Source organism: Pseudomonas sp. dw_612 (assembly GCF_018449725.1).
GTDB lineage: Bacteria > Pseudomonadota > Gammaproteobacteria > Pseudomonadales > Pseudomonadaceae > Aquipseudomonas.
This window is the reverse complement of sequence record NZ_JAAVVC010000010.1, coordinates 182,401-202,874: the sequence shown is the minus strand read 5'-3', so window position 1 is coordinate 202,874 and position 20,474 is coordinate 182,401. Positions and strand designations below refer to the sequence as shown.

Sequence of the window (20,474 nt, the reverse complement as noted above, 5' to 3'; positions counted from 1 at the left end):
CCATCGATACGTTGTTAACTATCGTCCCGCTCGCGGATGTATTCCTCGAGCAGCTTCTTCTCTTCTCCAGAAAGCGAGCGGCTTTCCAGAAGATCGGCGCGTCGTTCAAAGGTCCTACCAAGGGACTGCTGTAAACGCCAACGCCGGATATGCGCGTGATTGCCACTAAGCAACACGTCGGGAACACGCTGATCCGCATACACCTCCGGTCGGGTGTAGTGCGGGCAATCCAGCAGACCGTCCGTAAAGGAATCTTCCTCGGCGGAGTCCGCATGCCCTAAAGCTCCAGGCAGCAGTCGTGTAACCGCATCGATCAGGACCATCGCCGGCAGCTCGCCGCCAGACAGTACATAGTCGCCAATCGACCACTCTTCATCGACGTGAGCCTCAATAAAGCGCTCGTCAATGCCTTCATAGCGGCCGGCAATCAGGATCAATGCATCCAGATTCGCCAACTCGCGGACCGCCGACTGAGTCAGCTGACGGCCTTGGGGGGACAGGTAAATTACCTTCGCCGCCTCCCCGGCTGCTGCCTTGGCCTGAACCAGAGCATCTTCCAGGGGCTTGATCTTCATCACCATGCCCGGGCCACCGCCAAATGGGCGATCGTCCACAGTGTGATGTCGATCCGTCGTGTAGTCTCGCGGATTCCAACAGGTGAGCTGCAACAGCCCCTGTTTCACCGCACGACTGGTGATGCCGTACTCGCTGATGGCGGAGAACATCTCGGGAAACAAACTGATCACTTCTACGCGCAAGTTAGCCACGCTTAGAAGTCCGCATCCCATTCCACCTTCATCTCGCCTGCGGCAAGGTCGACTGCCAACACGCATTGCTCCGTATAGGGCAACAGGCGTTCGCGATCATCCAGGCTGCCAGCGCAAGGCTTGACCACCATTACATCATTGGCGCCGGTTTCCAGAAGATGATCGATTTTCCCGAGCAGTTGCCCGAGTTGATCAATAACCTTCAGACCTTCCAGCTGGTACCAGTAGTACTCGCCGTCGGTCAATTCAGGGAACAGGTTGCGCGGCACGCAGATCTCATAACCGGCCAGAAGACGCGCTTCTTCCCGATCATCAAGACCCTTGAGCTTTGCGACCAGGAACTTGTCGTTCCCGCGTCCGCTGACCAGCTCGACCTGTTTCACATTGCCTTCGCGCTTGAGCGTCCAGGTTTTGTACTGCAACAGGTTTTCAGTCGGATCAGTAAAGGAATAAACCTTCACTTCGCCGCGAACGCCATGAACAGAATAAATCTTGCCGATAACGATCAAATCATCAGCAATGGCAGGCGTCGCGTTCATATTGCTCAGGCCGCAGCCTTAGATGCATCCTTCAACAACTGAGCAACACGCTCAGAAGGTTGTGCACCAACGCTCAGCCAGTAGGCTACGCGCTCTTGGTTCACGGACAGACGAACTTCTTGACCACGAGCAACAGGGTTGAAGAAACCAACCTGTTCCTTGTGCGAACCGTCGCGCGGGTTGCGGCTGTCGGTTACGGTCAAGTGGTAAAACGGGCGCTTTTTGGAGCCGCCAAGGGCAAGACGGATTGTTAGCATGTGAACATCGTTCCTGTAGTCGGTGCTGCAAATCTAAAGGCACAGCGGGCATAGGTGCCCGAAAGGCCGCATATTCTAAGGAATATCCGGACTTTTGCAAATGTCTTTTTCCGGCGGCCTTCCGGTCGCCATCAGGATTTGCTATAGAGCCGTCGTTGAAAACGGCCAGTCAGCTCCCGCCAAGCGCGGGTTTGCTGGAGTTCCCACATTGCTGTGGGTCTGCGCCGACATGACTGCCGGCGCGGAATCTTTACATCTTGGGCATGCCGCCGCCGGGCAACATACCGCCCATGCCGCGCATCATTTTGGCCATTCCGCCTTTCGCGGAGAATTTCTTCATCATCTTCTGCATCTGCTTGTGTTGCTTGATCAAGCGACCGATGTCCTGCACCTGGGTGCCGGACCCCATGGCGATCCGACGTTTGCGCGAACCGCTGATCAGCTCAGGGTCGCGGCGCTCGGCCGGGGTCATGGAATTGATGATGGCTTCCATCTGCTTGAATTGCTTCTCTGCCGCGCCCTGGGCATTGCCCATTTGCGCCAGGTTCACGCCGCCGATATTCGGCAGTTTGTCCATGAGGCCGCCGAGGCCGCCCATGTTCTTCATCTGTTGCAACTGATCGCGGAAGTCTTCGAGGTCGAATCCCTTGCCCTTCTTCAGTTTCTTGGCCAGTTTGTCGGCCTTGTCCTTGTCGAGGGTTGCTTCGGCCTGTTCGATCAGGCTGAGCACGTCGCCCATGCCGAGGATGCGCGAAGCGATACGCTCAGGGTGGAACGGTTCGAGCGCTTCGCTCTTCTCGCCCATACCGATGAACTTGATCGGCTTGCCAGTGATGGCGCGCACCGACAGGGCAGCACCGCCACGGGCATCGCCGTCGACCTTGGTCAGGATCACACCGGTCAGCGGCAGCGCATCACCGAAGGCCTTGGCCGTGTTGGCGGCGTCCTGGCCGGTCATGGCATCAACCACGAACAGGGTTTCGACTGGGTTGATCGCGGCATGCAGCGCCTTGATCTCGCCCATCATCTCTTCGTCGATGTGCAGGCGACCGGCGGTATCGACGATGACCACATCAATAAATTTAAGCTTTGCTTCTTTAATAGCCGCTTGCGCGATCTCGACCGGCTTCTGGCTCAGGTCGGACGGGAAGAAGGTAACGCCCACTTCGCCGGCGAGCATTTCCAGCTGCTTGATTGCCGCCGGACGGTAAACGTCCGCGGACACGACCATGACCGTCTTCTTCTTGCGCTCTTTAAGGAAGCGCGCAAGTTTGCCAGCGGTGGTGGTTTTACCCGCGCCCTGCAAACCGGCCATCAACACGACGGCGGGCGGAACGGCGCTCAGGTTCAGGTCTTCGTTGGCCGCGCCCATCAGGCTTTCGAGTTCGGCCTGGACGATCTTCACGAAGGCCTGGCCCGGCGTCAGGCTGCGCGACACTTCGGTGCCGACGGCGCGCTCCTTGACCGAATTGACGAAGTCCTTGACCACCGGCAGGGCGACGTCGGCTTCGAGCAACGCCATGCGCACTTCACGCAGGGTGTCTTTGATGTTGTCCTCGGTCAGCTTGGCCTTGCCGGTGACATGGCGCAGCGTCTGCGAGAGACGGTCGGTTAAGTTTTCAAACATTGCGCGATCCTTTCAGGCCCTGTGTAGACCGGGATAATGGCGGCCCAGACCGGAATAAACATGTGCTCGGCGAGCCTGCGGCGTGGGCAGGTCGCGGATTATAGCGAAGACTGCGTCTGGCGCCCACCTCGCTGTCAGATTGGTTGGTCTTTCGTGCCATGTTGGTTCTGTGCCAAACTCAGCGCCTTTCGGGCTTGCCTAACAGGATTTATGCTCCCCTTGTCACCCAGTTTGCTTACCACCCTCGCCGCCGCCTGCTTATATGCCGCTGCGACCATCTATCAAGGCACTCGCCTGGCCTCCGGCGCCAAGGCGAACAAGCGCCTGCTGGTCACGCTCGGCGTACTGGCGGTGCTGGCTCACAGCGCCAGCCTGTTCACCCATCTGCTGACACCGATTGGCCTGGGCCTGGACTTCTTCAGTGCCGCCAGCCTGATTGCCGCCGCAGTCATCGCCCTGACCCTGCTGGCCTGCTCGCGGATTCCGGTGGAGAACCTGCTGATATTGCTGTTCCCGCTCGGTGCCGCCACCGTGCTGCTGGCGCAGTTCGCTCCCGCCGGCACCGTGCAGATCATCGACGAAGAGCCGGGCATCCTCGCCCACATTCTCTTGTCGATCCTGGCTTACGGCATGTTCACTATTGCGGTGTTCCAGGCCTTGCTGCTGCTGGTGCAGGATCACCAGCTCAAACACAAACACCCGTCCGGACTGATCAAGAACTTCCCGCCGCTGCAAACCATGGAAAGCCTGCTGTTCGGCTTCCTCTGGGCCGGTTGGACCTTGCTGTCGCTGTCGCTGATCTCCGGCTGGCTGTTCGTCGACAACCTGTTTGCCCAGCATCTGGTACACAAGACCTTGCTGGCCTGCCTGGCCTGGATCGTGTTCAGCGTGTTGCTGTGGGGGCGGAATCGCCTCGGCTGGCGCGGACACAAGGCAATCCGCTGGACCCTCGCCGGTTTCTGCCTGCTGATGCTGGCCTATTTCGGCAGCAAGCTGGTTCGTGAATACATTCTGCACATCTGACGGGCGGCAATAATGGACGACTTGCCCATAGGGCCGATGCTCGCAGTGATCGCCCTGCTGATTCTGTGGTCGGGGCTGTTTACCGCCATCGAAGTCGCGCAACAGCACCTGCTGGCCCAACGCACCGCCTCACGGGCGAGCGACAAGCCCCTGGCGAAACTGAGCTTTCCGCTGAACAGCCTGATCCTCTGCAACACCCTGTGCCGCGCACTGGTCATGGTCATCAGCACCTTGCTGGCGATTTTCACCTGGGCAGAAAACGGTCCATGGGCCGCCTGCGTCGGCGCCGGTGTGGTCCTGCTGGTGTTCGCCGACTACCTGCCGCGCACCCTCGCCGTGCGCTACCCGGACGCGATCCTGAGCCTGGGCAACACCTTGCTCGGCGCGCCGCTGAAAATCATCTACCCCGCTGCCTGGCTGCTCAATGGCGTCAGCCAACTGCTGATGCGCCCGTTCGCCCGCAAAGTCAAAGTAGTGCAACAGAGCGAAGACGAGGCGCCGGCGGATCGCCACGACGAACACGAACACGCACCCTCCCGCCCGCACGCCCTGTCCGGCATCCATGCGCTGGACAACATCACGGTCAACGACATCCTGGTGCCGCGCAGTGACGTTGACGGGATCAACCTCGACGACTCCCTCGAAGAAATCATCGAACAATTGCGCAACAACCGCCGCACGCGCCTGCCGGTGTTCCATAGCGACATCAATCAGGTCGAAGCGGTGCTCAACACCCGGCAGATCCGCCACTTGTTGCCGGATGCCAGCCTGACCCTCGAAGCGTTGCTGACAGCTTGCCACGAACCGTACTTCGTGCCGGAAAGTACGCCGCTGCAACTGCAGCTGCTGAACTTCCACAAACAACAGCGGCGCCTGGGCATGGTGGTGGACGAGTACGGCGAAGTGCTCGGCATCGTGACCCTTGAAGACATCCTCGAAGAAATCGTTGGTGAATTCGAAAGCGAGCACAGCCTGGACAACCCGCACATTCACCCGCAGGCCGATGGCCGACTGGTGATTGAAGGTGCGGCGTCGATTCGCGAATTGAATAAAAGCCTGGGCTGGCACCTGCCCAGCGACGGGCCGAAAACCCTTAACGGCCTGGTGACCGAGGCGCTGGAAACCATTCCGGAAAGCGCGGTTTGCCTGAAGATCGGGCGTTATCGGTTGGAGATTCTTGAGACCGAGGACAACCGCGTCACGCGGGTGCTGGTCTGGCATACCAGTTCGGTTCCGGTGCTCGCCAAAACCTGACACGCACAGAACCTGTGGGAGCGGGCTTGCTCGCGAAGACGATTTCATATTCAGCAGAGATGTTGACTGATAGTCCGCCTTCGCGAGCAAGCCCGCTCCCACATAGATTTCACCTAGCCACAAAAAACTCGCCAGCCTTAAGCCCCTTGTTTGATCATTAGCCTCCTTCCTATAATCGAGCCGCTTACCCAAGCCCCGCCCTACCCCTGTGCTACCCGCACGCTGCGTTAAACCCACATCCCTGGGTGTTCGACCATAATAATTCGCTCCACTGGAGCATGACTGTCAGGGATCACCGCATGACGACCAGCACCGCTTACAGCGACACCACGCCTGCCCAACCGACGAACTCCGCCACGCGAGTGGCCACCGCGAGTTTTATCGGCACCGCCATCGAGTTCTACGACTTCTACGTCTACGCCACCGCCGCCGCGCTGGTGATCGGGCCCGTGTTCTTCCCGCAGACCTCCGGCACCGCGCAGATGCTCTCGGCGTTTCTCACGTTCGGCATCGCTTTCCTGGCGCGACCGCTGGGTTCGGCGCTGTTCGGCCATTTTGGCGACCGTATCGGGCGTAAATCGACCTTGGTCGCTTCCCTGCTGTTGATGGGCGTCTGTACTACTTTGATCGGCGTGTTGCCAGGTTACGACAGCATCGGGGCGTGGGCGCCGATCCTGCTGTGCATGCTGCGCTTCGGCCAAGGCCTGGGGTTGGGCGGCGAATGGGGCGGGGCGGCACTGCTCGCCACGGAGAATGCGCCCAAGGGCAAACGCGCCTGGTTCGGCATGTTCCCGCAGCTCGGCCCTTCGATTGGTTTCCTGGCGGCCAACGGGCTGTTCCTGACGCTGGCCATGACCCTCAACGACGAGCAATTCCGCTCGTGGGGCTGGCGCATTCCGTTCCTGCTGAGCGCGGTGCTGGTGATGGTCGGTCTGTATGTGCGGCTCAAACTCCACGAAACCCCGGTGTTCGCCAACGCCATGGCGCGCCAGGAGCGGGTGAAGATTCCGTTGGTCGAGCTGTTCAGCCAGTACTGGGCGCCGATGTTGCTGGGTGCCGGATCGATGGTGGTCTGCTACGCGCTGTTCTACATCTCGACCGTATTTTCACTCAGCTACGGCGTTTCCACGCTGGGCTACACCCGCGAAACCTTCCTCGCGCTGCTGTGTTTTGCGGTGCTGTTCATGGCCGCAGCCACGCCACTGTCGGCCTGGGCCAGTGACCGTTACGGGCGTAAACCGGTGCTGATCATCGGTGGTGTGTTGGCGATTTTGTCCGGTTTCCTGATGGAACCGCTGCTGACCCACGGCACAACCTGGGGCGTGGCGCTGTTCCTGTGCATCGAACTGTTTCTGATGGGCGTGACATTTGCGCCGATGGGCGCGTTGTTGCCGGAGCTGTTTCCGACCCATGTGCGCTATACCGGAGCGTCAGCGGCCTACAACCTGGGCGGTATTGTCGGGGCCTCGGCGGCGCCGTTCTTTGCGCAGAAACTGGTGGCGATGGGTGGTTTGAGTTATGTCGGCGGGTATGTGTCGGGGGCGGCGGTGTTGAGTTTGATTGCGGTGCTGTGCCTGAAAGAGACGCGGCATAACGATTTGAATCGGGTGGTCTGAAGCAAGAGCAAAAGCTTCGCGAGCAAGCCCGCTCCCACAGGGGACCGCGTTCTTTCAGAAGAAATGCGGTCAATGTGGGAGCGGGCTTGCTCGCGAATGTCGCGCCTCGGTTAAAGCTCTACAACGACCGCTTGAGAAGCACGGGTCGCTTTCGCCCGAGCCGCTTCAATCGACTCATCCCGAGCCAACGCCACGCCCATCCGGCGCTGACCGTTGACTTCAGGCTTGCCGAACAGACGCAATGCAGTGTCCGGCTCGCTCAACGCGGCGCCCAGATTGGCGAAAGCGGTCTGGGTCGACTGCCCTTCCACCAGAATCACCGCCGACGCCGATGGGCCGAACTGACGGATCAATGGGATCGGCAGGCCCAGAATCGCCCGGGCGTGCAGCGCAAATTGCGACAGGTCCTGGGAAATCAAAGTCACCAGGCCAGTGTCATGCGGGCGCGGCGAGACTTCGCTGAACCATACCTGATCACCTTTGATGAACAGCTCGACGCCAAACAGACCACGGCCACCCAAGGCTTCGGTCACGGCTTTGGCGACGCGCTCGGATTCAGCCAGGGCAATCGGGCTCATGGCTTGTGGCTGCCAGGATTCCTGATAATCGCCCTTCTCCTGACGGTGACCGACCGGCGCGCAGAACGTAGTGCCGCCGACGTGACGCACGGTCAGCAGGGTGATTTCGTAGTCGAAATCGATAAAGCCTTCGATGATCACCCGTCCTTTACCCGCACGGCCGCCTTCCTGTGCGTAATCCCACGCGGTTTTCACGTCGTCGGCGCTGCGCAGCAGGCTCTGGCCTTTGCCCGAGGAGCTCATGACCGGTTTGACCACGCATGGGAAGCCCAGGTCTTCAACGGCTTTGCTGTAGTCCTCGAAGGTATCGGCAAAGTGGTACGGCGAGGTCGGCAGGTCCAGTTCTTCGGCGGCCAGGCGACGGATGCCTTCGCGGTTCATGGTCAGCAGCGCGGCGCGGGCGGTCGGGATCACGGTGAAGCCTTCGGCTTCCAGTTCCACCAGGGTCGCGGTGGCGATGGCTTCGATTTCCGGCACGATGAAGTGCGGCTTCTCGGCCTCGATCACGGCACGCAGGGCCGCGCCGTCGAGCATGTTGATCACATGGCTGCGATGGGCGACTTGCATCGCCGGCGCGTTGGCATAGCGATCCACGGCGATCACTTCAACGCCCAGGCGTTGCAGCTCGATCACCACTTCCTTGCCCAACTCGCCACAGCCACACATTAATACGCGGGTCGCGGTGGGCGACAATGGAGTTCCGATACGGGTCATCTGAAGGTCCTCAAAGAAGCGGATCATCGAGGGTCGCGCGGCCAAGGCGCACTTCCCATGGGGAGAAAGCGCGGCATTTTACATGAACCGCAGGGTTTGGCTTCAGCTGGCGACAGCCTGTTTGCGCAAGCGCCAGGCCATGATCAGCCAGACGACTGTCACACCGGCGAACTTCGAGCCCATGGCGGTGAGGATCACGGCTGGGGTGAAGGCGTCGATCAAGCCGAAAAAAATGAAGGTATCGAGGGGAATGCTCAGGGCTGAACTTATCCACAGGCGATCGTGCAACGGACGCTTGGTGATGCTGAACACCAGCCAGTCGATGCACTCGGACACCGCGAACGCCGTGGCGCTGGCCAGAGCGATGGACGGGTCGGACGTCACGTAGGACAGCACCAGCGCCGCCAGCATCGCTGCGATGGCGCCGTGGCCGAAGCGGGTTTGCACCATGTCGCGCAGGACAAACACCAAGCCGCCCCAGGCTGACCAGATGATGTCCAGGTGCGGGGCGGTGGAAAAGGCGTAGTTGATCAGCACGACGCTGCTGATGTAGGCGATCAGGAAGAGCATGGGGCGTGGAGATACCTGTCAGTTTGGCGCACAGGGTACTTCAGGGAGTGAGGTTGGGCCAAGGGAGAGAAATGGTTGAGATCATTGCCAGATTCAAGAGCCACCCCTCACCCCAGCCCTCTCCCCAGTGGGGAGAGGGGGAAAGGGAGCCGATCTTCGATGTTTTCAGGTTCTCGGCTCAATCCGAAGCCGCTTTTCCAGAACCTGAGTTCGGCACAGTCTTTCAGGTCGATGCAGCTCCAAGAACAACCCCGTCAGTTCCCTCTACCCCTTGGGGAGAGGGGGAAAGGGAGCCGATCTTCGATGTTTTCAGGTTCTCGGCTCAATCCGAAGCCGCTTTTCCAGAACCTGAGTTCGGCACAGTCTTTCAGGTCGATGCAGCTCCAAGAACAACTCGGTCAGTTCCCTCTACCCCTTGGGGAGAGGGTTAGGGTGAGGGGGCGATCTCAAGCCGCATCAAGACTTCGAAGGCAACATCCAGATTAGGCCGCTGGATTTCGCCCGCTCATGACACAACCCCAACACCTTGCGGCGCTCGTCATTGTCCATCCGGCTCCAGCGGGTAATCTCTTCCACCGTGCGCTGGCACCCGGTGCAGATATCATCCTCGTCCAGCGCACAGATGTTCACGCACGGCGACAGGACCGGTCGTTCGGTGGCGTTCATTCTTCCTGCTCGACCAGGTCGCGGGCATAGCGCTGCGAGTTGTGCACATAGTGGGCGGCGCTGGCTTCGAGCATTTTCTTCTGCGGCTCGGTGAGTTCGCGCACGACCTTGCCCGGCGAGCCCATGACCAGCGAACCGTCGGGGATTTCCTTGTTTTCACCGATCAGCGAATTGGCGCCGATGATGCAGTTCTTGCCGATCTTCGCGCCGTTGAGGATCACCGCGTTGATGCCGATCAGGCTGTAATCGCCGACGGTGCAGCCGTGGAGCATGGCGTTGTGGCCGATGGTTACGCCGGTGCCGATGGTCAGCGGGTAGCCCATGTCGGTGTGCATCACGGTGCCGTCCTGGACGTTGCTGTTCTTGCCGATCAGGATCAGTTCGTTGTCGCCGCGCAATACCGCGTTGAACCAGACGTTGGCGCCCTCTTCCAGTTTGACCTTGCCCACCAGCACGGCATTGGGCGCAACCCAGCTCTGTGGATGGGTTTCGACGCGGGCGTCGCCCAGGCGGTATTTCATCGTGTTGTCCTCAAGGCTCAGGCCGGGTTCACACCATTCGAACGGTGGCTTCAGGTGTTGATAAAACTCTTGGGCGGATGATGCAGGCTGATGTCGGCGTCATACAGCAGATTGATCAGCTCGACGATCATGATCGCCGTCAGCCCCCAGATCTTGTATTCGCCATACCGATAGCTCGGTACGTACCAACTGCGGCCCTGGTAATCGATGCGGTGTGTATGTTCGCGCGGGTCCTCGCGGAAGAACTCCAGGGGCACGCTGAACACCGCGGCGATTTCCGCATCGTTGGCCAGGTATTCAACGTAATCGGGAATGACGCCGACATAAGGCGTGACCTTAATGCCGTGCAGGGAGATCAGCGGACTGAGCGGGCCGATCACTTCCACCAGGCCGGGCGGCAGGCCGATTTCTTCTTCGGCTTCGCGCAGGGCGGTGAAGATCAGGTCGGGGTCTTCGGGGTCGCGGCGTCCGCCGGGGAAGGCGACTTCGCCGCCATGGGTCGAGAGCCCGCTGGCGCGCAGGGTCAGAACCAGTTCCGGTTCGTCACTGCGGGTGATCGGCACCAATACCGCAGCCTCGGGGAAACGCTTGTCGGTTTCAAGGGTGCGTGGCGTGTGGTTGCTTACCCGATGCAGTAGCTCGTCCAGCATGAGTGTTCTCGATCTGTGCCTTACCTGCATCATGCACCAAACCTAACGACCGCCCAACCCCATAACCGCTGCATGTCGCGAAAGGACAACTTGCCGACTGATACCGCCGCACGCCAAGATAGGCGCAGCCTCCAGGAACCCAAGCATGAAATTTTGCAGTCAGTGCGGTAACCCGGTCATCCAGCGCATTCCCGAAGGCGATTCGCGCCTGCGATTTGTCTGCGACAGCTGTCAGACCATTCACTACCAGAACCCCAATATCGTCGCCGGTTGCGTCGCGACCTGGGGTTCAAAAGTGTTGCTCTGTCGCCGCGCCATAGAGCCGCGCCTCGGTTACTGGACCCTGCCCGCCGGTTTCATGGAAAACGGCGAGACCATCGAGCAGGCCGCGATCCGCGAAACCGCCGAAGAAGCCTGCGCCCGGGTGCGCAACCTGAGCATCTACACGCTGATCGACGTGCCGCACATCAGCCAGGTGCATGTGTTCTTCCGCGCCGAACTGGTGGACCTGGACTTCTCCGCCGGCCCCGAGAGCCTGGAAGTCATGTTGTTCGAAGAAGCCGACATCCCTTGGTCCGAGCTGGCTTTCCGCACGGTGGGCCGTACCTTAGAATGCTTCTTCGCTGACCGGCAGACAGAGGTCTACCCGGTGCGATCCGAGTCGATTCCGCCGCTGACTCAAGCCGCCATCACTTAAGCGTCCGTTAATCCAGAACCATCTATAACTTATAAATAGTCGCGACACCTCTAGGGATATCGTTTCAATGCGCTGGTTGCTTGCCTTGTTTTGCCTGTCGTTCGTTGTCGTGTCCCAGGCCTCCACCGTGGTCACTCTGGACGGCAAACCCATCGAAAAAGTGCTGGTGCTTAAATCCGCCCATCAACTGCAATTGATCGCCGACGGCAAAGCGCTGCGAACCTATCGCATTTCCCTGGGCAAAAACCCCCGGGGCACGAAGCTGATGGAAGGCGACAAGCGCACACCCGAGGGCTTTTACTGGGTGGATTGGCGCAAGGTCAGCGACCGCTTCAACCTGGCGATGCACATTTCCTACCCCAACCGGGACGATGCCGACCGCTCCCGGCGCGAAGGCGTCAATCCTGGCGGCATGATCATGATCCACGGTACCCCCGACACCTACGACTACCCGGAAAACCTATTCCACACCCTGGACTGGACCGACGGCTGCATCGCCATGCGCAACATGGACATGCGTGAAGTCTGGGGACTGGTGCCGGATGGCACGATGATCGAGATTCGACCGTAACGCCCTTCGCATGATCGTTCCCACGCTGTGAACGATCAATCCTCTGCGAAACGACGACCTTCGGTCGCCCTCCAAAAAAATAAATCAAAAGATCGCAGCCTTCGGCAGCGCCTACAGGGTTGATACCAATTCCCACTGTAGGCGCTGCCGCAGGCTGCGATCTTTGCTTTAAAAATCCCCACCCGTAATACCACTTAAAGCCAACCCCTACTTAATCACCCCGAAAGCCCCGGTTTTCCTGCGCCTTGAGCAAAGTGGTCTCATTGACATGGTATTTAAGTGGTATTAGGTTTCGCCCTACAACCGAGCGACAACAATCCAACATCCGCATCGGAAAAGACCTACATGAATGACATCCAGGCCCTACGTCCTGACGACACCCAGCCGACGCCCCTGTACCTGCAACTGGCGCGCAATCTGGAAGCGGCGATCCATGCCGGCCAGTGGAAAGCCGAGCAGGCCATGCCGTCGGAGCGCAGTCTCAGCGAGTCGCTGGGCATTTCCCGCGTCACCGCCCGCAAAGCGCTGGAAGTGCTGTTCGATCAAGGCTTGATCCGGCGTAACCAAGGGTCGGGCACCTTCATCACGCCACGCCTGGAGCAACCGCTGTCGCGCCTCTCCGGTTTCAGCGAAATGCTCCGTCTGAAAGGCTTCGTCCCCGGCTCGCAGTGGCTGGAGCGGGAAATCACCCCGCCGACCCACGAAGAGCTGATCCGCCTCAGCCTGTCGCCCAACGACAAGGTCGCGCGGCTCAAACGCCTGCGCAAAGCCGACGATACGGTGATGGCGATCGAGATGAGCACCCTGCCCGCCTCGATCATTCCCAAGCCGCAAGCGGTGGGCGATTCCCTCTACGAATACCTCGACGGCATCGGCAAACCGATCGTCCGCGCCTTGCAGCACATCCAGGCAATCAACGCCTCGGACGAATTTGCCGCGCTGGTCGGCATCGCCCCCGGCACCGCCATGCTGCTGATGACCCGGGTCGGCTACCTGGATGACAACACGCCCATCGAAGTCACCGACACCTATTGCCGCAACGACTACTACGACTTTGTTGCAGAGCTTCGTAGATAAAAAGCTTCGTCGCTAAACGAGAACCGATCATGTCCGAAGACAACATCCTCACCGCCCACGGCTGGGTTCGCGGCCGGCTGATTCACCAGCACGGCAAAGTCGTGTCCATCGAAGGCGTGACCTGCGATCCGGCGGACAACGACCTGCCTTACCTGCTGCCGGGTTTCATCGACCTGCACGTGCACGGCGGCGGCGGCAAAGACATCATGGAAGGCGCCACGGCCTTCGAAACCATCACCAAAACCCACGTGCGTTTCGGCACCACCTCGCTGCTGGCGACCACCATGACCGCGCCCAGCGAAGAGATTTCCAGCGTGCTCAAAGCCGTCGGCGAGTATTGCGAGCAACGGCCGAAAGGCAGCGCCCGGGTACTCGGCGTGCACCTCGAAGGGCCGTACATCAACCCCGGCAAACTCGGCGCGCAACCGAATTTCGCCCACACCGCGCTGATGGCCGAAGTCGAAGCGTACCTGGCCCTGGCGCCGATCCGCGTGATCACCATCGCTCCGGAAATCGCCGGTCACGACGCCTTGATCCGCGCCCTCAGCGCTCGCGGCGTGCGCATGCAAATCGGCCATACCCTCGGCAGTTACGAGGAAGGCGTGGCCGCGCTGGAGGCCGGTGCCAGCAGTTTCACCCACCTCTACAACGCCATGAGCCCGCTGCATCATCGCGAACCCGGCATCGTCGGCGCAGCCCTGGCCCACGCCAAATACGCCGAACTGATTCCGGACTTGCTGCATGTGCACCCCGGCGCCATACGCGTGGCCCTGCGCTCGATCCCGTGCCTGTATTGCGTCACCGACTCCACCGCTGCGGCGGGAATGCCCGACGGTGAATACAAGCTCGGCAGCCACACCGTGACCAAATGCCTGGGCGGTGTGCGCCTGGCCGACGGCACGCTGGCGGGCAGCACCCTGACCATGGATCAAGCCCTGCGCAACCTGGTGAAGATCGGCTTGCCCATCGCCGAAGCGTCGCAACGCCTGTCGCAATTCCCCGCCGACTACCTCGGCATCCCCGAACGCGGGCGCCTGCAATCCGGCGCCTGGGCCGACTGCGTGCGGCTGGATCGCTCACTCACACTCACCGCCGTCATGGTCGAAGGAGAAGACATTGACTTCAAAAATGCTTGAAGAGGCGCTGTCCTCATTCGAGGCCGTGCAAGCCCAACTGCAGCAACTCGACCCGCAGATGATCGAGATCGCCGGGCGCCTGCGCCGGCAGCCGCCGCAAGTGGCGATGACCGTTGCCCGTGGCAGCTCCGACCACGCGGCGAATTACTTCGCCTACCTGACCATGCAGCAACTGGGCATTCCGGTGGCGTCGTTGCCGATGTCGGTGGTGACCATGCAACAGGCACCGTTGAAGGTCAGCGGCCAAGTCGCGTTTGCCTTCTCACAATCGGGGCAGAGTCCGGACCTGGTGAACAGCCTGCGTCTGTTGCGCAAACGCGGCGCCCTGAGCATTTCCATGGTCAACGCGGCCGACTCGCCGCTGGAAGCCGCGTGTGAATTCAGCCTGCCGCTGTTGGCCGGCACCGAAAGCAGCGTCGCCGCAACCAAGAGTTTTATCGCCACCCTCAGCGCCAGCGCCCGGTTGATCGCGCATTGGAAAGAAGACGTGGAATTGCTCGAGGCCGGCAACACGTTGCCAGAAGGCCTGCGCGACGCGGCGCAACAGGATTGGAGCGTGGCCATCGATGCCTTGCGCGATTGCGAGCGCCTGATGGTGATCGGCCGTGGCGCCGGTTTTGCCATCGCCCAGGAAGCCGCGCTGAAGTTCAAGGAAACCTCGGCGATCCAGGCCGAAGCCTTCAGCAGCGCCGAAGTCCGCCACGGCCCGATGGCGTTGATCGGCGAGCAATACCCGCTGCTGGTGTTTGCCCCGCGCGGCGCCGAGCAGGCCGGTTTGCTCAGCCTGGCCGCCGACATGCGCCAACGCGGCGCCCGGGTATTGCTGGCCGCGCCGGATGACGTCAGCGAACGCGACCTGACCCTGACCCGCGCCGAACACCCGGCCCTCGACCCGATCCTGGCGATCCAGAGTTTCTACGTGATGGCCGCCGGTCTAGCCGTCGCCCGAGGCATGGACCCGGATCAGCCACGGCACCTGAGCAAAGTGACGCGCACCCACTGAGTCGACTACCTCTTTGGTGGCGCCTGAATAACCGTAGGAGCTGACGAGTGAAACGAGGCTGCGATCTTTTGATTTTGTTTTTAAAGGCAAGATCAAAAGATCGCAGCCTCGTTTCACTCGGCAGCTCCTACGCAGCTCCTACGGGGAACGAGTGATCCGAACCGAATTGTTTACTGATGAGTACCGAGCCATGCACAACAATAATAAAGAGCTGACCCTCAGCGCCCCGCTCAGCGGCCCGGTGCTCACGCTCGCCAAAGTCCCGGACCCGGTGTTCGCCAGTGGCGCCATGGGTGACGGGATCGCCATCGATCCGCTGAACGACACCCTCCACGCTCCTTGCGCCGGGGTGGTGGTACACGTCGCCCGCACCGGCCACGCGGTGACCTTGCGCGCCGACAATGGTGCCGAATTGCTGCTGCACCTGGGCCTCGACACCGTCGAGTTGCAGGGCGAAGGCTTTTCGATGCTGGTCAAGGAAGGCGCACGCGTCGCCAATGGCCAACCGCTGCTGCGCTATGACCTGGACAAGGTCGCGCAGCAGTGCAAAAGCCTGGTCAGCCTGATGATCCTGACCAACAGCCAGGATTTCCAGGCACGGCCGATCACCTTGAAATCGGTGAAGGTCGGTGATCCATTGCTGCATATCGTGCGGCGACTGGCCAATGGCGTGCAGGCTGAAGTCGAGTTGTCGGGCATCGAAGTTCACGGGCATATCCGCATCGCTCATCGCGGCGGTTTGCACGCGCGGCCGGCGGCGCTGATTCGACAAACGGCGCAAGGTTTCAAGAGCAAATCGCAGCTGCATTTCGCCGGCAAGTCGGCGTCCTGTGACAGCTTGATCGGGATCATGAGCCTGGCCGTCGGCGAGCAGGAAGAAGTGCAGGTCAGCAGTCAGGGCCCGGATGCGGAAGCGGCGTTGCAAGCGCTATTGACCGCATTGTCCACCGCATTGGCCGAAGACAGTCACGCCGCCGCGCCGACATTGATCGCCCAACGTCATCGCCCCGCCGAAGCCGGCGTGTTGAACGGCGTTTGCGCGGCGCCCGGTCTGGTCGCCGGGCCGTTGTTTCGATTGAACGCGATCAGTCTGCCGGTGGACGCCGGCGCCCATGATCCCGAGCAACAGCTGCAAGCCCTCGACACGGCGCTGAGCGTGGTGCGCAGCGAAATCGATCACACCCTGACCCAGGCCAGAAAGCACAAAAACACCGACGAAGAAGCCATCTTCGCCGCGCACCTCGCGCTGCTCGAAGACCCGGCGTTGCTGGACGCGGCGGCGCATTCCATCGACAAGGGCAGCGCCGCAACCCACGCCTGGAGTGAATCCATCGACGTGCAGTGCGACGTCCTGCAGCAACTTGGCAGCCCATTGCTGGCCGAACGCGCCAACGATCTGCGCGACCTCAAGCAACGGGTCCTGCGCGCCCTGCTCGGGGAAACCTGGCACTACGACCTTCCGGCCGGGGCCATCGTCGCCGCCCATGAACTGACCCCGTCCGACTTGCTGCAACTGAGTCAGCACGGTGTCGCCGGGTTGTGCATGGCGGCGGGTGGTGCGACCTCCCATGTGGCGATTCTCGCGCGCGGTAAAGGTCTGCCGTGCCTGGTGGCGCTGGGTTCGACGCTGCTGGATCAGGAGCAAGGCCAAGCGGTGGTGCTGGACGCCGATGGCGGTCGCCTCGAATTGACACCGAGCGCCGAACGTTTGGCCGAGGTGCGTCAGGCGCAACTCGATCACCAGCAACGCCGCGCGCAACAACGGGCGCAGGCGCACACCCCGGCGTTGACCCTTGATCGCTTGCACATCGAAGTCGCGGCCAATGTCGCCTCCAGCACGGAAGCGGCGGATGCGCTGGCCAATGGCGCCGACGGTGTCGGTTTGTTGCGCACCGAGTTTCTCTTCGTCGACCGCACCGCCGCGCCAGACGAACAGGAACAACGCCTCGCCTATCAATCCGTGCTCGACGCCATGGGCGACAAGTCGGTAATCATCCGCACCATCGACGTCGGCGGCGACAAGCAACTCGACTACCTCCCACTGCCGACCGAGGCCAACCCGGTGCTCGGCCTGCGCGGCATTCGCCTGGCCCAGGTACGCCCGGAATTGCTCGACCAGCAACTGCGCGCGTTGCTGCACGTCAGCCCGTTGTCGCGCTGCCGCATCCTGTTGCCGATGGTCACCGAAGTCGATGAGCTGCTGCACATCCGCCAGCGCCTCGATGCCTTGTGCACCGAGCTGGAGCTGACCCAGCGCCCGGAGCTGGGGGTGATGATCGAAGTCCCGGCCGCCGCGCTGCTGGCCGAGCAACTGGCCGAACACGCGGACTTCCTGTCCATCGGCACCAACGATTTGTCCCAGTACACCCTGGCCATGGACCGCGACCACGCCGGCCTCGCCTCACGGGTCGATGCGTTGCACCCGGCGCTGCTGCGCTTGATCGCGCAGACCTGCGCCGGCGCGGCGGTGCATAACCGTTGGGTCGGGGTCTGCGGCGCCCTCGCCTCCGATCCGCTGGCCACGCCGGTACTGATTGGCCTGGGAGTCCGCGAGTTGTCGGTGAGCCCGGTGCAGATCGGTGAAATCAAGGACCGCGTCCGCCATCTCGACGCGAGCGAATGCCGGCGTATCAGCCAGGATCTGCTCAAGCTGAGCAGCGCCGCTGCCGTGCGTCACGCCTGTCACCAACATTGGCCTCTGAGCTGAACAACAGCAGCTCTAAAACAAAAAAAGCACAGGGAGAAACGCCATGTACCAATACTTTATCGAAGGCTTGCAGCGCCTCGGTCGCGCGCTGATGCTGCCGATCGCGATCCTGCCCATCGCCGGCCTGTTGCTGCGCCTGGGCGACACCGATCTGCTGAACATCGCGATCATCCATGACGCCGGTCAGGTGATCTTCGCCAACCTGGCGATGATCTTCGCCATCGGCATCGCGGTCGGGTTCGCCAAGGACAACAACGGCACCGCAGGCCTCGCCGGGGTCATTGGTTACCTGGTAATGATCTCCACGCTCAAGGTGCTGGATGCGAGCATCAACATGGGCATGCTCGCCGGGATCGTCAGTGGCTTGATGGCCGGCGCGCTGTACAACCGCTTCAAGGACATCAAGCTGCCGGAGTACCTGGCGTTCTTCGGTGGCCGGCGCTTCGTGCCCATCGTCACCGGTTTCGCTGCCGTGGGCCTGGGCCTGGTGTTCGGCTTGATCTGGCCGCCGATCCAGCAAGGCATCAACAGCTTCGGCGCGTTGATGATGGAGAGCGGCAGCTTCGGTGCATTCATCTTCGGCGTGTTCAACCGCCTGCTGATCGTCACCGGCCTGCACCATATCCTCAACAACATGGCGTGGTTTGTGTTCGGCAACTTCACCGACCCGACCACCGGCGCCATCGTCACCGGCGACCTGTCGCGCTACTTCGCTGGTGATCCGAAGGGTGGCCAGTTCATGACCGGCATGTTCCCGATGATGATCTTCGGCCTGCCCGCCGCGTGCCTGGCGATGTACCGCAACGCCTTGCCGGAACGGCGCAAAGTCATGGGCGGGATCTTCCTGTCGATGGCGCTGACCTCGTTTTTGACCGGGGTGACCGAGCCGATTGAATTCGCCTTCATGTTCCTCGCGCCAATGTTGTATCTGGTTCACGCCTTGTTGACCGGCCTGTCGATGGCCGTCACCAACATGCTGAACATTCACCTCGGCTTTACCTTCTCCGGTGGCTTCATCGACATGGTGCTGGGCTGGGGTAAATCCACCAATGGCTGGCTGGTGGTGCCGGTGGGCCTGGCGTATGCGGTGATCTACTACGGGGTGTTTGATTTCTGTATTCGCCGCTTCAACCTCAAGACGCCGGGGCGTGAAGAGGTGGCTTCAGCCGAGAAGATTGTGTTTGCCGAGAACGAACGCGCCGGGGCCTACATCAAGGCATTGGGCGGAGCGGCCAACCTGATCACCGTCGGTGCGTGCACCACCCGCTTGCGACTGGACATGGTCGATCGCAACAAGGCCAACGATGCCGAGCTGAAAGCCCTCGGCGCGATGGCCGTGGTGCGTCCGGGCAAGGGCGGGAGTTTGCAGGTGGTGGTCGGGCCGATGGCGGACAGCATTGCCGATGAGATTCGACTGGCGATGCCTTCTTTGGGCCGCGCGGTCATCAGCACTCCCGCCGCCATGGTCGACGTCGCGAAACCTGTCGCCGTGCCGGAAGCGCAGCAATGGTTGAACGCGCTGGGCGGTGGCGACAATGTGCTGCAAATGGACTGCATCGCCATGACCCGGATTCGCCTGCACCTGGCGGATGGCAAGGCACTGTCGGAATGTGATCTGAAGGCGTTGGGTTGTCAGGGTGTCAGCCAACTTGAGGGCGGCGTCTGGCATCTGCTGATTGGCGACAAGGCGTCGAGTTTGAGTGAGGCGCTGGAGGCGTTGGTCAATCGTAGTGAGGTGAGTGCCAAGGTCTAGATCTTCGGCGCCTGTTAGTCCGTCTTCGCGAGCAAGCCCGCTCCCACATTGGATCTATGCACGCCGGACCATTGTGGGAGCGGGCTTGCTCGCGAAGGGGCCGGTTCTATTCGCGAGGATCTAATTGATCCAGCACTCGATTCGCGGTGATTTCGGCCAGCATCACGCTGTTTGAGATGCCCAGCAGGGCGTTGCGCGCTCCGCCATCCAGAAGGTCCACCAAGTGATGGACCATCACGTCGACCGAGGCCAGGGTTTCGACCAGATAAGCCATCAGGGTTTCGCTGGTGGCTTCGGGGCTTACGGCAAACAGGGTACTGGGTGTGCGTGGGGTGGCTTTGATGTCGGCGAATGAGGGGACGCGCTCGGCGGCGTCGCTGGGTGTTGTTGAATCGGATTCAGGTGGATTGGGCGTTACTTTGAACATGACTAACTCCTGAAATAGAGCCGCTCACTCGTCGCTGCTAAACGAATGGGTGGCGGCTGTGCGCGGGTTAGCAGACCGGGGAGTTAGCAAACCGGCGCGTCCGAGGACGCCCCGCACACAGCCACCATCAAGTTCAGGGGTATGAAGTCCTGACTGACGGGAACGTTATGCACCTCACTAACACACTCAGGCTGCTAAACCCGATCACTGATGGGCAGTGACAGGAATCAAGTTACCGAGCAGCCCCAAGGCGCACAAGCCGGCGGATTCTGGCGTAGCCGTAGGCAACGGCGCAAGAATTTGTAGCTCTCAGGAAGTTAC

At 61.1% G+C, this 20,474-nt stretch carries 20 protein-coding genes; 10 read left to right on the top strand and 10 right to left on the bottom strand.

Features of this window, described 5'->3' with window-relative positions; all coding sequences use genetic code 11:
* Positions 1-14 precede the first annotated feature (14 nt).
* The 4 genes from trmD to ffh form a co-directional block, all read right to left on the bottom strand.
* Positions 15-788 carry a tRNA (guanosine(37)-N1)-methyltransferase TrmD gene (gene trmD / locus HB680_RS17470; RefSeq protein ID WP_154503229.1) on the bottom strand — a complete coding sequence of 258 codons (774 nt, stop codon included), beginning with the start codon at positions 786-788 and terminating at the stop codon, positions 15-17.
* Complete coding sequence (gene rimM, locus HB680_RS17465) at positions 770-1,306, bottom strand: ribosome maturation factor RimM (protein ID WP_010463008.1); 537 nt, start codon at positions 1,304-1,306, stop codon at positions 770-772. Before rimM ends, trmD begins: the two co-directional genes overlap by 19 nt.
* Positions 1,307-1,311: 5 nt before the next feature.
* Positions 1,312-1,563: a 30S ribosomal protein S16 gene (gene rpsP, locus HB680_RS17460; protein WP_010463010.1), complete on the bottom strand. Its 252-nt coding sequence runs from the start codon at positions 1,561-1,563 to the stop codon at positions 1,312-1,314.
* A 250-nt stretch (positions 1,564-1,813) separates the two neighbouring features.
* Positions 1,814-3,190, bottom strand: coding sequence for a signal recognition particle protein (gene ffh, locus HB680_RS17455; RefSeq protein ID WP_054054731.1), 1,377 nt, complete (start codon positions 3,188-3,190; stop codon positions 1,814-1,816).
* Positions 3,191-3,400: 210 nt separating this feature from the next.
* Here ffh and ccsA point away from each other — a divergent pair, with 210 nt between their 5' ends.
* From ccsA to HB680_RS17440, 3 genes are all read left to right on the top strand, one after another.
* On the top strand, positions 3,401-4,213 hold the full coding sequence (gene ccsA / locus HB680_RS17450) for a cytochrome c biogenesis protein CcsA (RefSeq protein WP_213939838.1): 813 nt from the start codon (positions 3,401-3,403) through the stop codon (positions 4,211-4,213).
* Between the two features lie 12 nt (positions 4,214-4,225).
* Positions 4,226-5,467: a transporter associated domain-containing protein gene (locus tag HB680_RS17445; RefSeq protein WP_213939837.1), complete on the top strand. Its 1,242-nt coding sequence runs from the start codon at positions 4,226-4,228 to the stop codon at positions 5,465-5,467.
* Positions 5,468-5,766: 299 nt separating this feature from the next.
* A complete protein-coding gene (locus tag HB680_RS17440) occupies positions 5,767-7,083 on the top strand; it encodes an MFS transporter (RefSeq protein ID WP_213939836.1) in 1,317 nt (438 codons plus the stop codon).
* 110 nt (positions 7,084-7,193) lie between these two features.
* Here HB680_RS17440 and purT read toward each other — a convergent pair whose 3' ends face one another.
* The 5 genes from purT to HB680_RS17415 all read right to left on the bottom strand — a co-directional run bounded on the left by purT (position 7,194) and on the right by HB680_RS17415 (position 10,782).
* Entirely contained in the window at positions 7,194-8,375 is a 1,182-nt protein-coding gene (purT, locus tag HB680_RS17435) for a formate-dependent phosphoribosylglycinamide formyltransferase (RefSeq protein ID WP_213939835.1), read from the bottom strand.
* 102 nt (positions 8,376-8,477) lie between these two features.
* Positions 8,478-8,945 carry a VUT family protein gene (locus HB680_RS17430; RefSeq protein ID WP_213939834.1) on the bottom strand — a complete coding sequence of 156 codons (468 nt, stop codon included), beginning with the start codon at positions 8,943-8,945 and terminating at the stop codon, positions 8,478-8,480.
* Positions 8,946-9,401: 456 nt separating this feature from the next.
* Entirely contained in the window at positions 9,402-9,611 is a 210-nt protein-coding gene (locus HB680_RS17425; protein WP_213939833.1) for a DUF1289 domain-containing protein, read from the bottom strand.
* Complete coding sequence (locus HB680_RS17420) at positions 9,608-10,132, bottom strand: gamma carbonic anhydrase family protein (protein ID WP_054616048.1); 525 nt, start codon at positions 10,130-10,132, stop codon at positions 9,608-9,610. The genes HB680_RS17425 and HB680_RS17420 overlap by 4 nt, the downstream gene beginning before the upstream one ends.
* A gap of 50 nt (positions 10,133-10,182) precedes the next feature.
* A complete protein-coding gene (locus HB680_RS17415; RefSeq protein WP_054054747.1) occupies positions 10,183-10,782 on the bottom strand; it encodes a CoA pyrophosphatase in 600 nt (199 codons plus the stop codon).
* Positions 10,783-10,927: 145 nt separating this feature from the next.
* On the opposite strand from HB680_RS17415, the gene HB680_RS17410 reads away from it, so the two are divergent.
* The 7 genes from HB680_RS17410 to nagE all read left to right on the top strand — a co-directional run bounded on the left by HB680_RS17410 (position 10,928) and on the right by nagE (position 19,726).
* On the top strand, positions 10,928-11,479 hold the full coding sequence (locus HB680_RS17410; protein WP_213939832.1) for an NUDIX hydrolase: 552 nt from the start codon (positions 10,928-10,930) through the stop codon (positions 11,477-11,479).
* Positions 11,480-11,546: 67 nt separating this feature from the next.
* Positions 11,547-12,050: a L,D-transpeptidase family protein gene (locus HB680_RS17405; protein ID WP_213939831.1), complete on the top strand. Its 504-nt coding sequence runs from the start codon at positions 11,547-11,549 to the stop codon at positions 12,048-12,050.
* A gap of 345 nt (positions 12,051-12,395) precedes the next feature.
* Positions 12,396-13,127 (top strand): GntR family transcriptional regulator, encoded by a 732-nt coding sequence (locus HB680_RS17400; protein ID WP_213939830.1) that lies wholly within the window; start codon positions 12,396-12,398, stop codon positions 13,125-13,127.
* 29 nt (positions 13,128-13,156) lie between these two features.
* A complete protein-coding gene (gene nagA / locus HB680_RS17395) occupies positions 13,157-14,263 on the top strand; it encodes an N-acetylglucosamine-6-phosphate deacetylase (RefSeq protein ID WP_213939829.1) in 1,107 nt (368 codons plus the stop codon).
* The gene (locus HB680_RS17390; protein WP_213939828.1) at positions 14,244-15,266 is read left to right on the top strand and encodes an SIS domain-containing protein; all 1,023 of its coding nucleotides are present in this window, start codon (positions 14,244-14,246) and stop codon (positions 15,264-15,266) included. Before nagA ends, HB680_RS17390 begins: the two co-directional genes overlap by 20 nt.
* A gap of 190 nt (positions 15,267-15,456) precedes the next feature.
* On the top strand, positions 15,457-17,973 hold the full coding sequence (gene ptsP / locus HB680_RS17385) for a phosphoenolpyruvate--protein phosphotransferase (protein WP_213939827.1): 2,517 nt from the start codon (positions 15,457-15,459) through the stop codon (positions 17,971-17,973).
* A gap of 43 nt (positions 17,974-18,016) precedes the next feature.
* A complete protein-coding gene (nagE, locus tag HB680_RS17380; RefSeq protein WP_213939826.1) occupies positions 18,017-19,726 on the top strand; it encodes an N-acetylglucosamine-specific PTS transporter subunit IIBC in 1,710 nt (569 codons plus the stop codon).
* A 106-nt stretch (positions 19,727-19,832) separates the two neighbouring features.
* Here the strand turns inward: nagE and HB680_RS17375 are convergent, their stop codons facing one another.
* The gene (locus HB680_RS17375; RefSeq protein WP_213939825.1) at positions 19,833-20,153 is read right to left on the bottom strand and encodes a DUF6124 family protein; all 321 of its coding nucleotides are present in this window, start codon (positions 20,151-20,153) and stop codon (positions 19,833-19,835) included.
* Positions 20,154-20,474: the final 321 nt, after the last annotated feature.

Excerpts from the sequence above, each read along its gene's own strand:
- nagE (WP_213939826.1), top strand. The coding sequence starts at position 18,017 with ATGTACCAATACTTTATCGAAGGCTTGCAGCGCCTCGGTCGCGCGCTG.
- HB680_RS17440 (WP_213939836.1), top strand. The coding sequence starts at position 5,767 with ATGACGACCAGCACCGCTTACAGCGACACCACGCCTGCCCAACCGACG.
- nagA (WP_213939829.1), top strand. The coding sequence starts at position 13,157 with ATGTCCGAAGACAACATCCTCACCGCCCACGGCTGGGTTCGCGGCCGG.
- HB680_RS17415 (WP_054054747.1), bottom strand. The coding sequence starts at position 10,782 with ATGCTGGACGAGCTACTGCATCGGGTAAGCAACCACACGCCACGCACC.
- HB680_RS17405 (WP_213939831.1), top strand. The coding sequence starts at position 11,547 with ATGCGCTGGTTGCTTGCCTTGTTTTGCCTGTCGTTCGTTGTCGTGTCC.
- HB680_RS17425 (WP_213939833.1), bottom strand. The coding sequence starts at position 9,611 with ATGAACGCCACCGAACGACCGGTCCTGTCGCCGTGCGTGAACATCTGT.
- ptsP (WP_213939827.1), top strand. The coding sequence starts at position 15,457 with ATGCACAACAATAATAAAGAGCTGACCCTCAGCGCCCCGCTCAGCGGC.
- HB680_RS17400 (WP_213939830.1), top strand. The coding sequence starts at position 12,396 with ATGAATGACATCCAGGCCCTACGTCCTGACGACACCCAGCCGACGCCC.
- HB680_RS17430 (WP_213939834.1), bottom strand. The coding sequence starts at position 8,945 with ATGCTCTTCCTGATCGCCTACATCAGCAGCGTCGTGCTGATCAACTAC.
- purT (WP_213939835.1), bottom strand. The coding sequence starts at position 8,375 with ATGACCCGTATCGGAACTCCATTGTCGCCCACCGCGACCCGCGTATTA.
- HB680_RS17445 (WP_213939837.1), top strand. The coding sequence starts at position 4,226 with ATGGACGACTTGCCCATAGGGCCGATGCTCGCAGTGATCGCCCTGCTG.
- trmD (WP_154503229.1), bottom strand. The coding sequence starts at position 788 with ATGGGATGCGGACTTCTAAGCGTGGCTAACTTGCGCGTAGAAGTGATC.
- rpsP (WP_010463010.1), bottom strand. The coding sequence starts at position 1,563 with ATGCTAACAATCCGTCTTGCCCTTGGCGGCTCCAAAAAGCGCCCGTTT.
- ccsA (WP_213939838.1), top strand. The coding sequence starts at position 3,401 with ATGCTCCCCTTGTCACCCAGTTTGCTTACCACCCTCGCCGCCGCCTGC.
- HB680_RS17410 (WP_213939832.1), top strand. The coding sequence starts at position 10,928 with ATGAAATTTTGCAGTCAGTGCGGTAACCCGGTCATCCAGCGCATTCCC.
- ffh (WP_054054731.1), bottom strand. The coding sequence starts at position 3,190 with ATGTTTGAAAACTTAACCGACCGTCTCTCGCAGACGCTGCGCCATGTC.
- HB680_RS17375 (WP_213939825.1), bottom strand. The coding sequence starts at position 20,153 with ATGTTCAAAGTAACGCCCAATCCACCTGAATCCGATTCAACAACACCC.
- rimM (WP_010463008.1), bottom strand. The coding sequence starts at position 1,306 with ATGAACGCGACGCCTGCCATTGCTGATGATTTGATCGTTATCGGCAAG.
- HB680_RS17420 (WP_054616048.1), bottom strand. The coding sequence starts at position 10,132 with ATGAAATACCGCCTGGGCGACGCCCGCGTCGAAACCCATCCACAGAGC.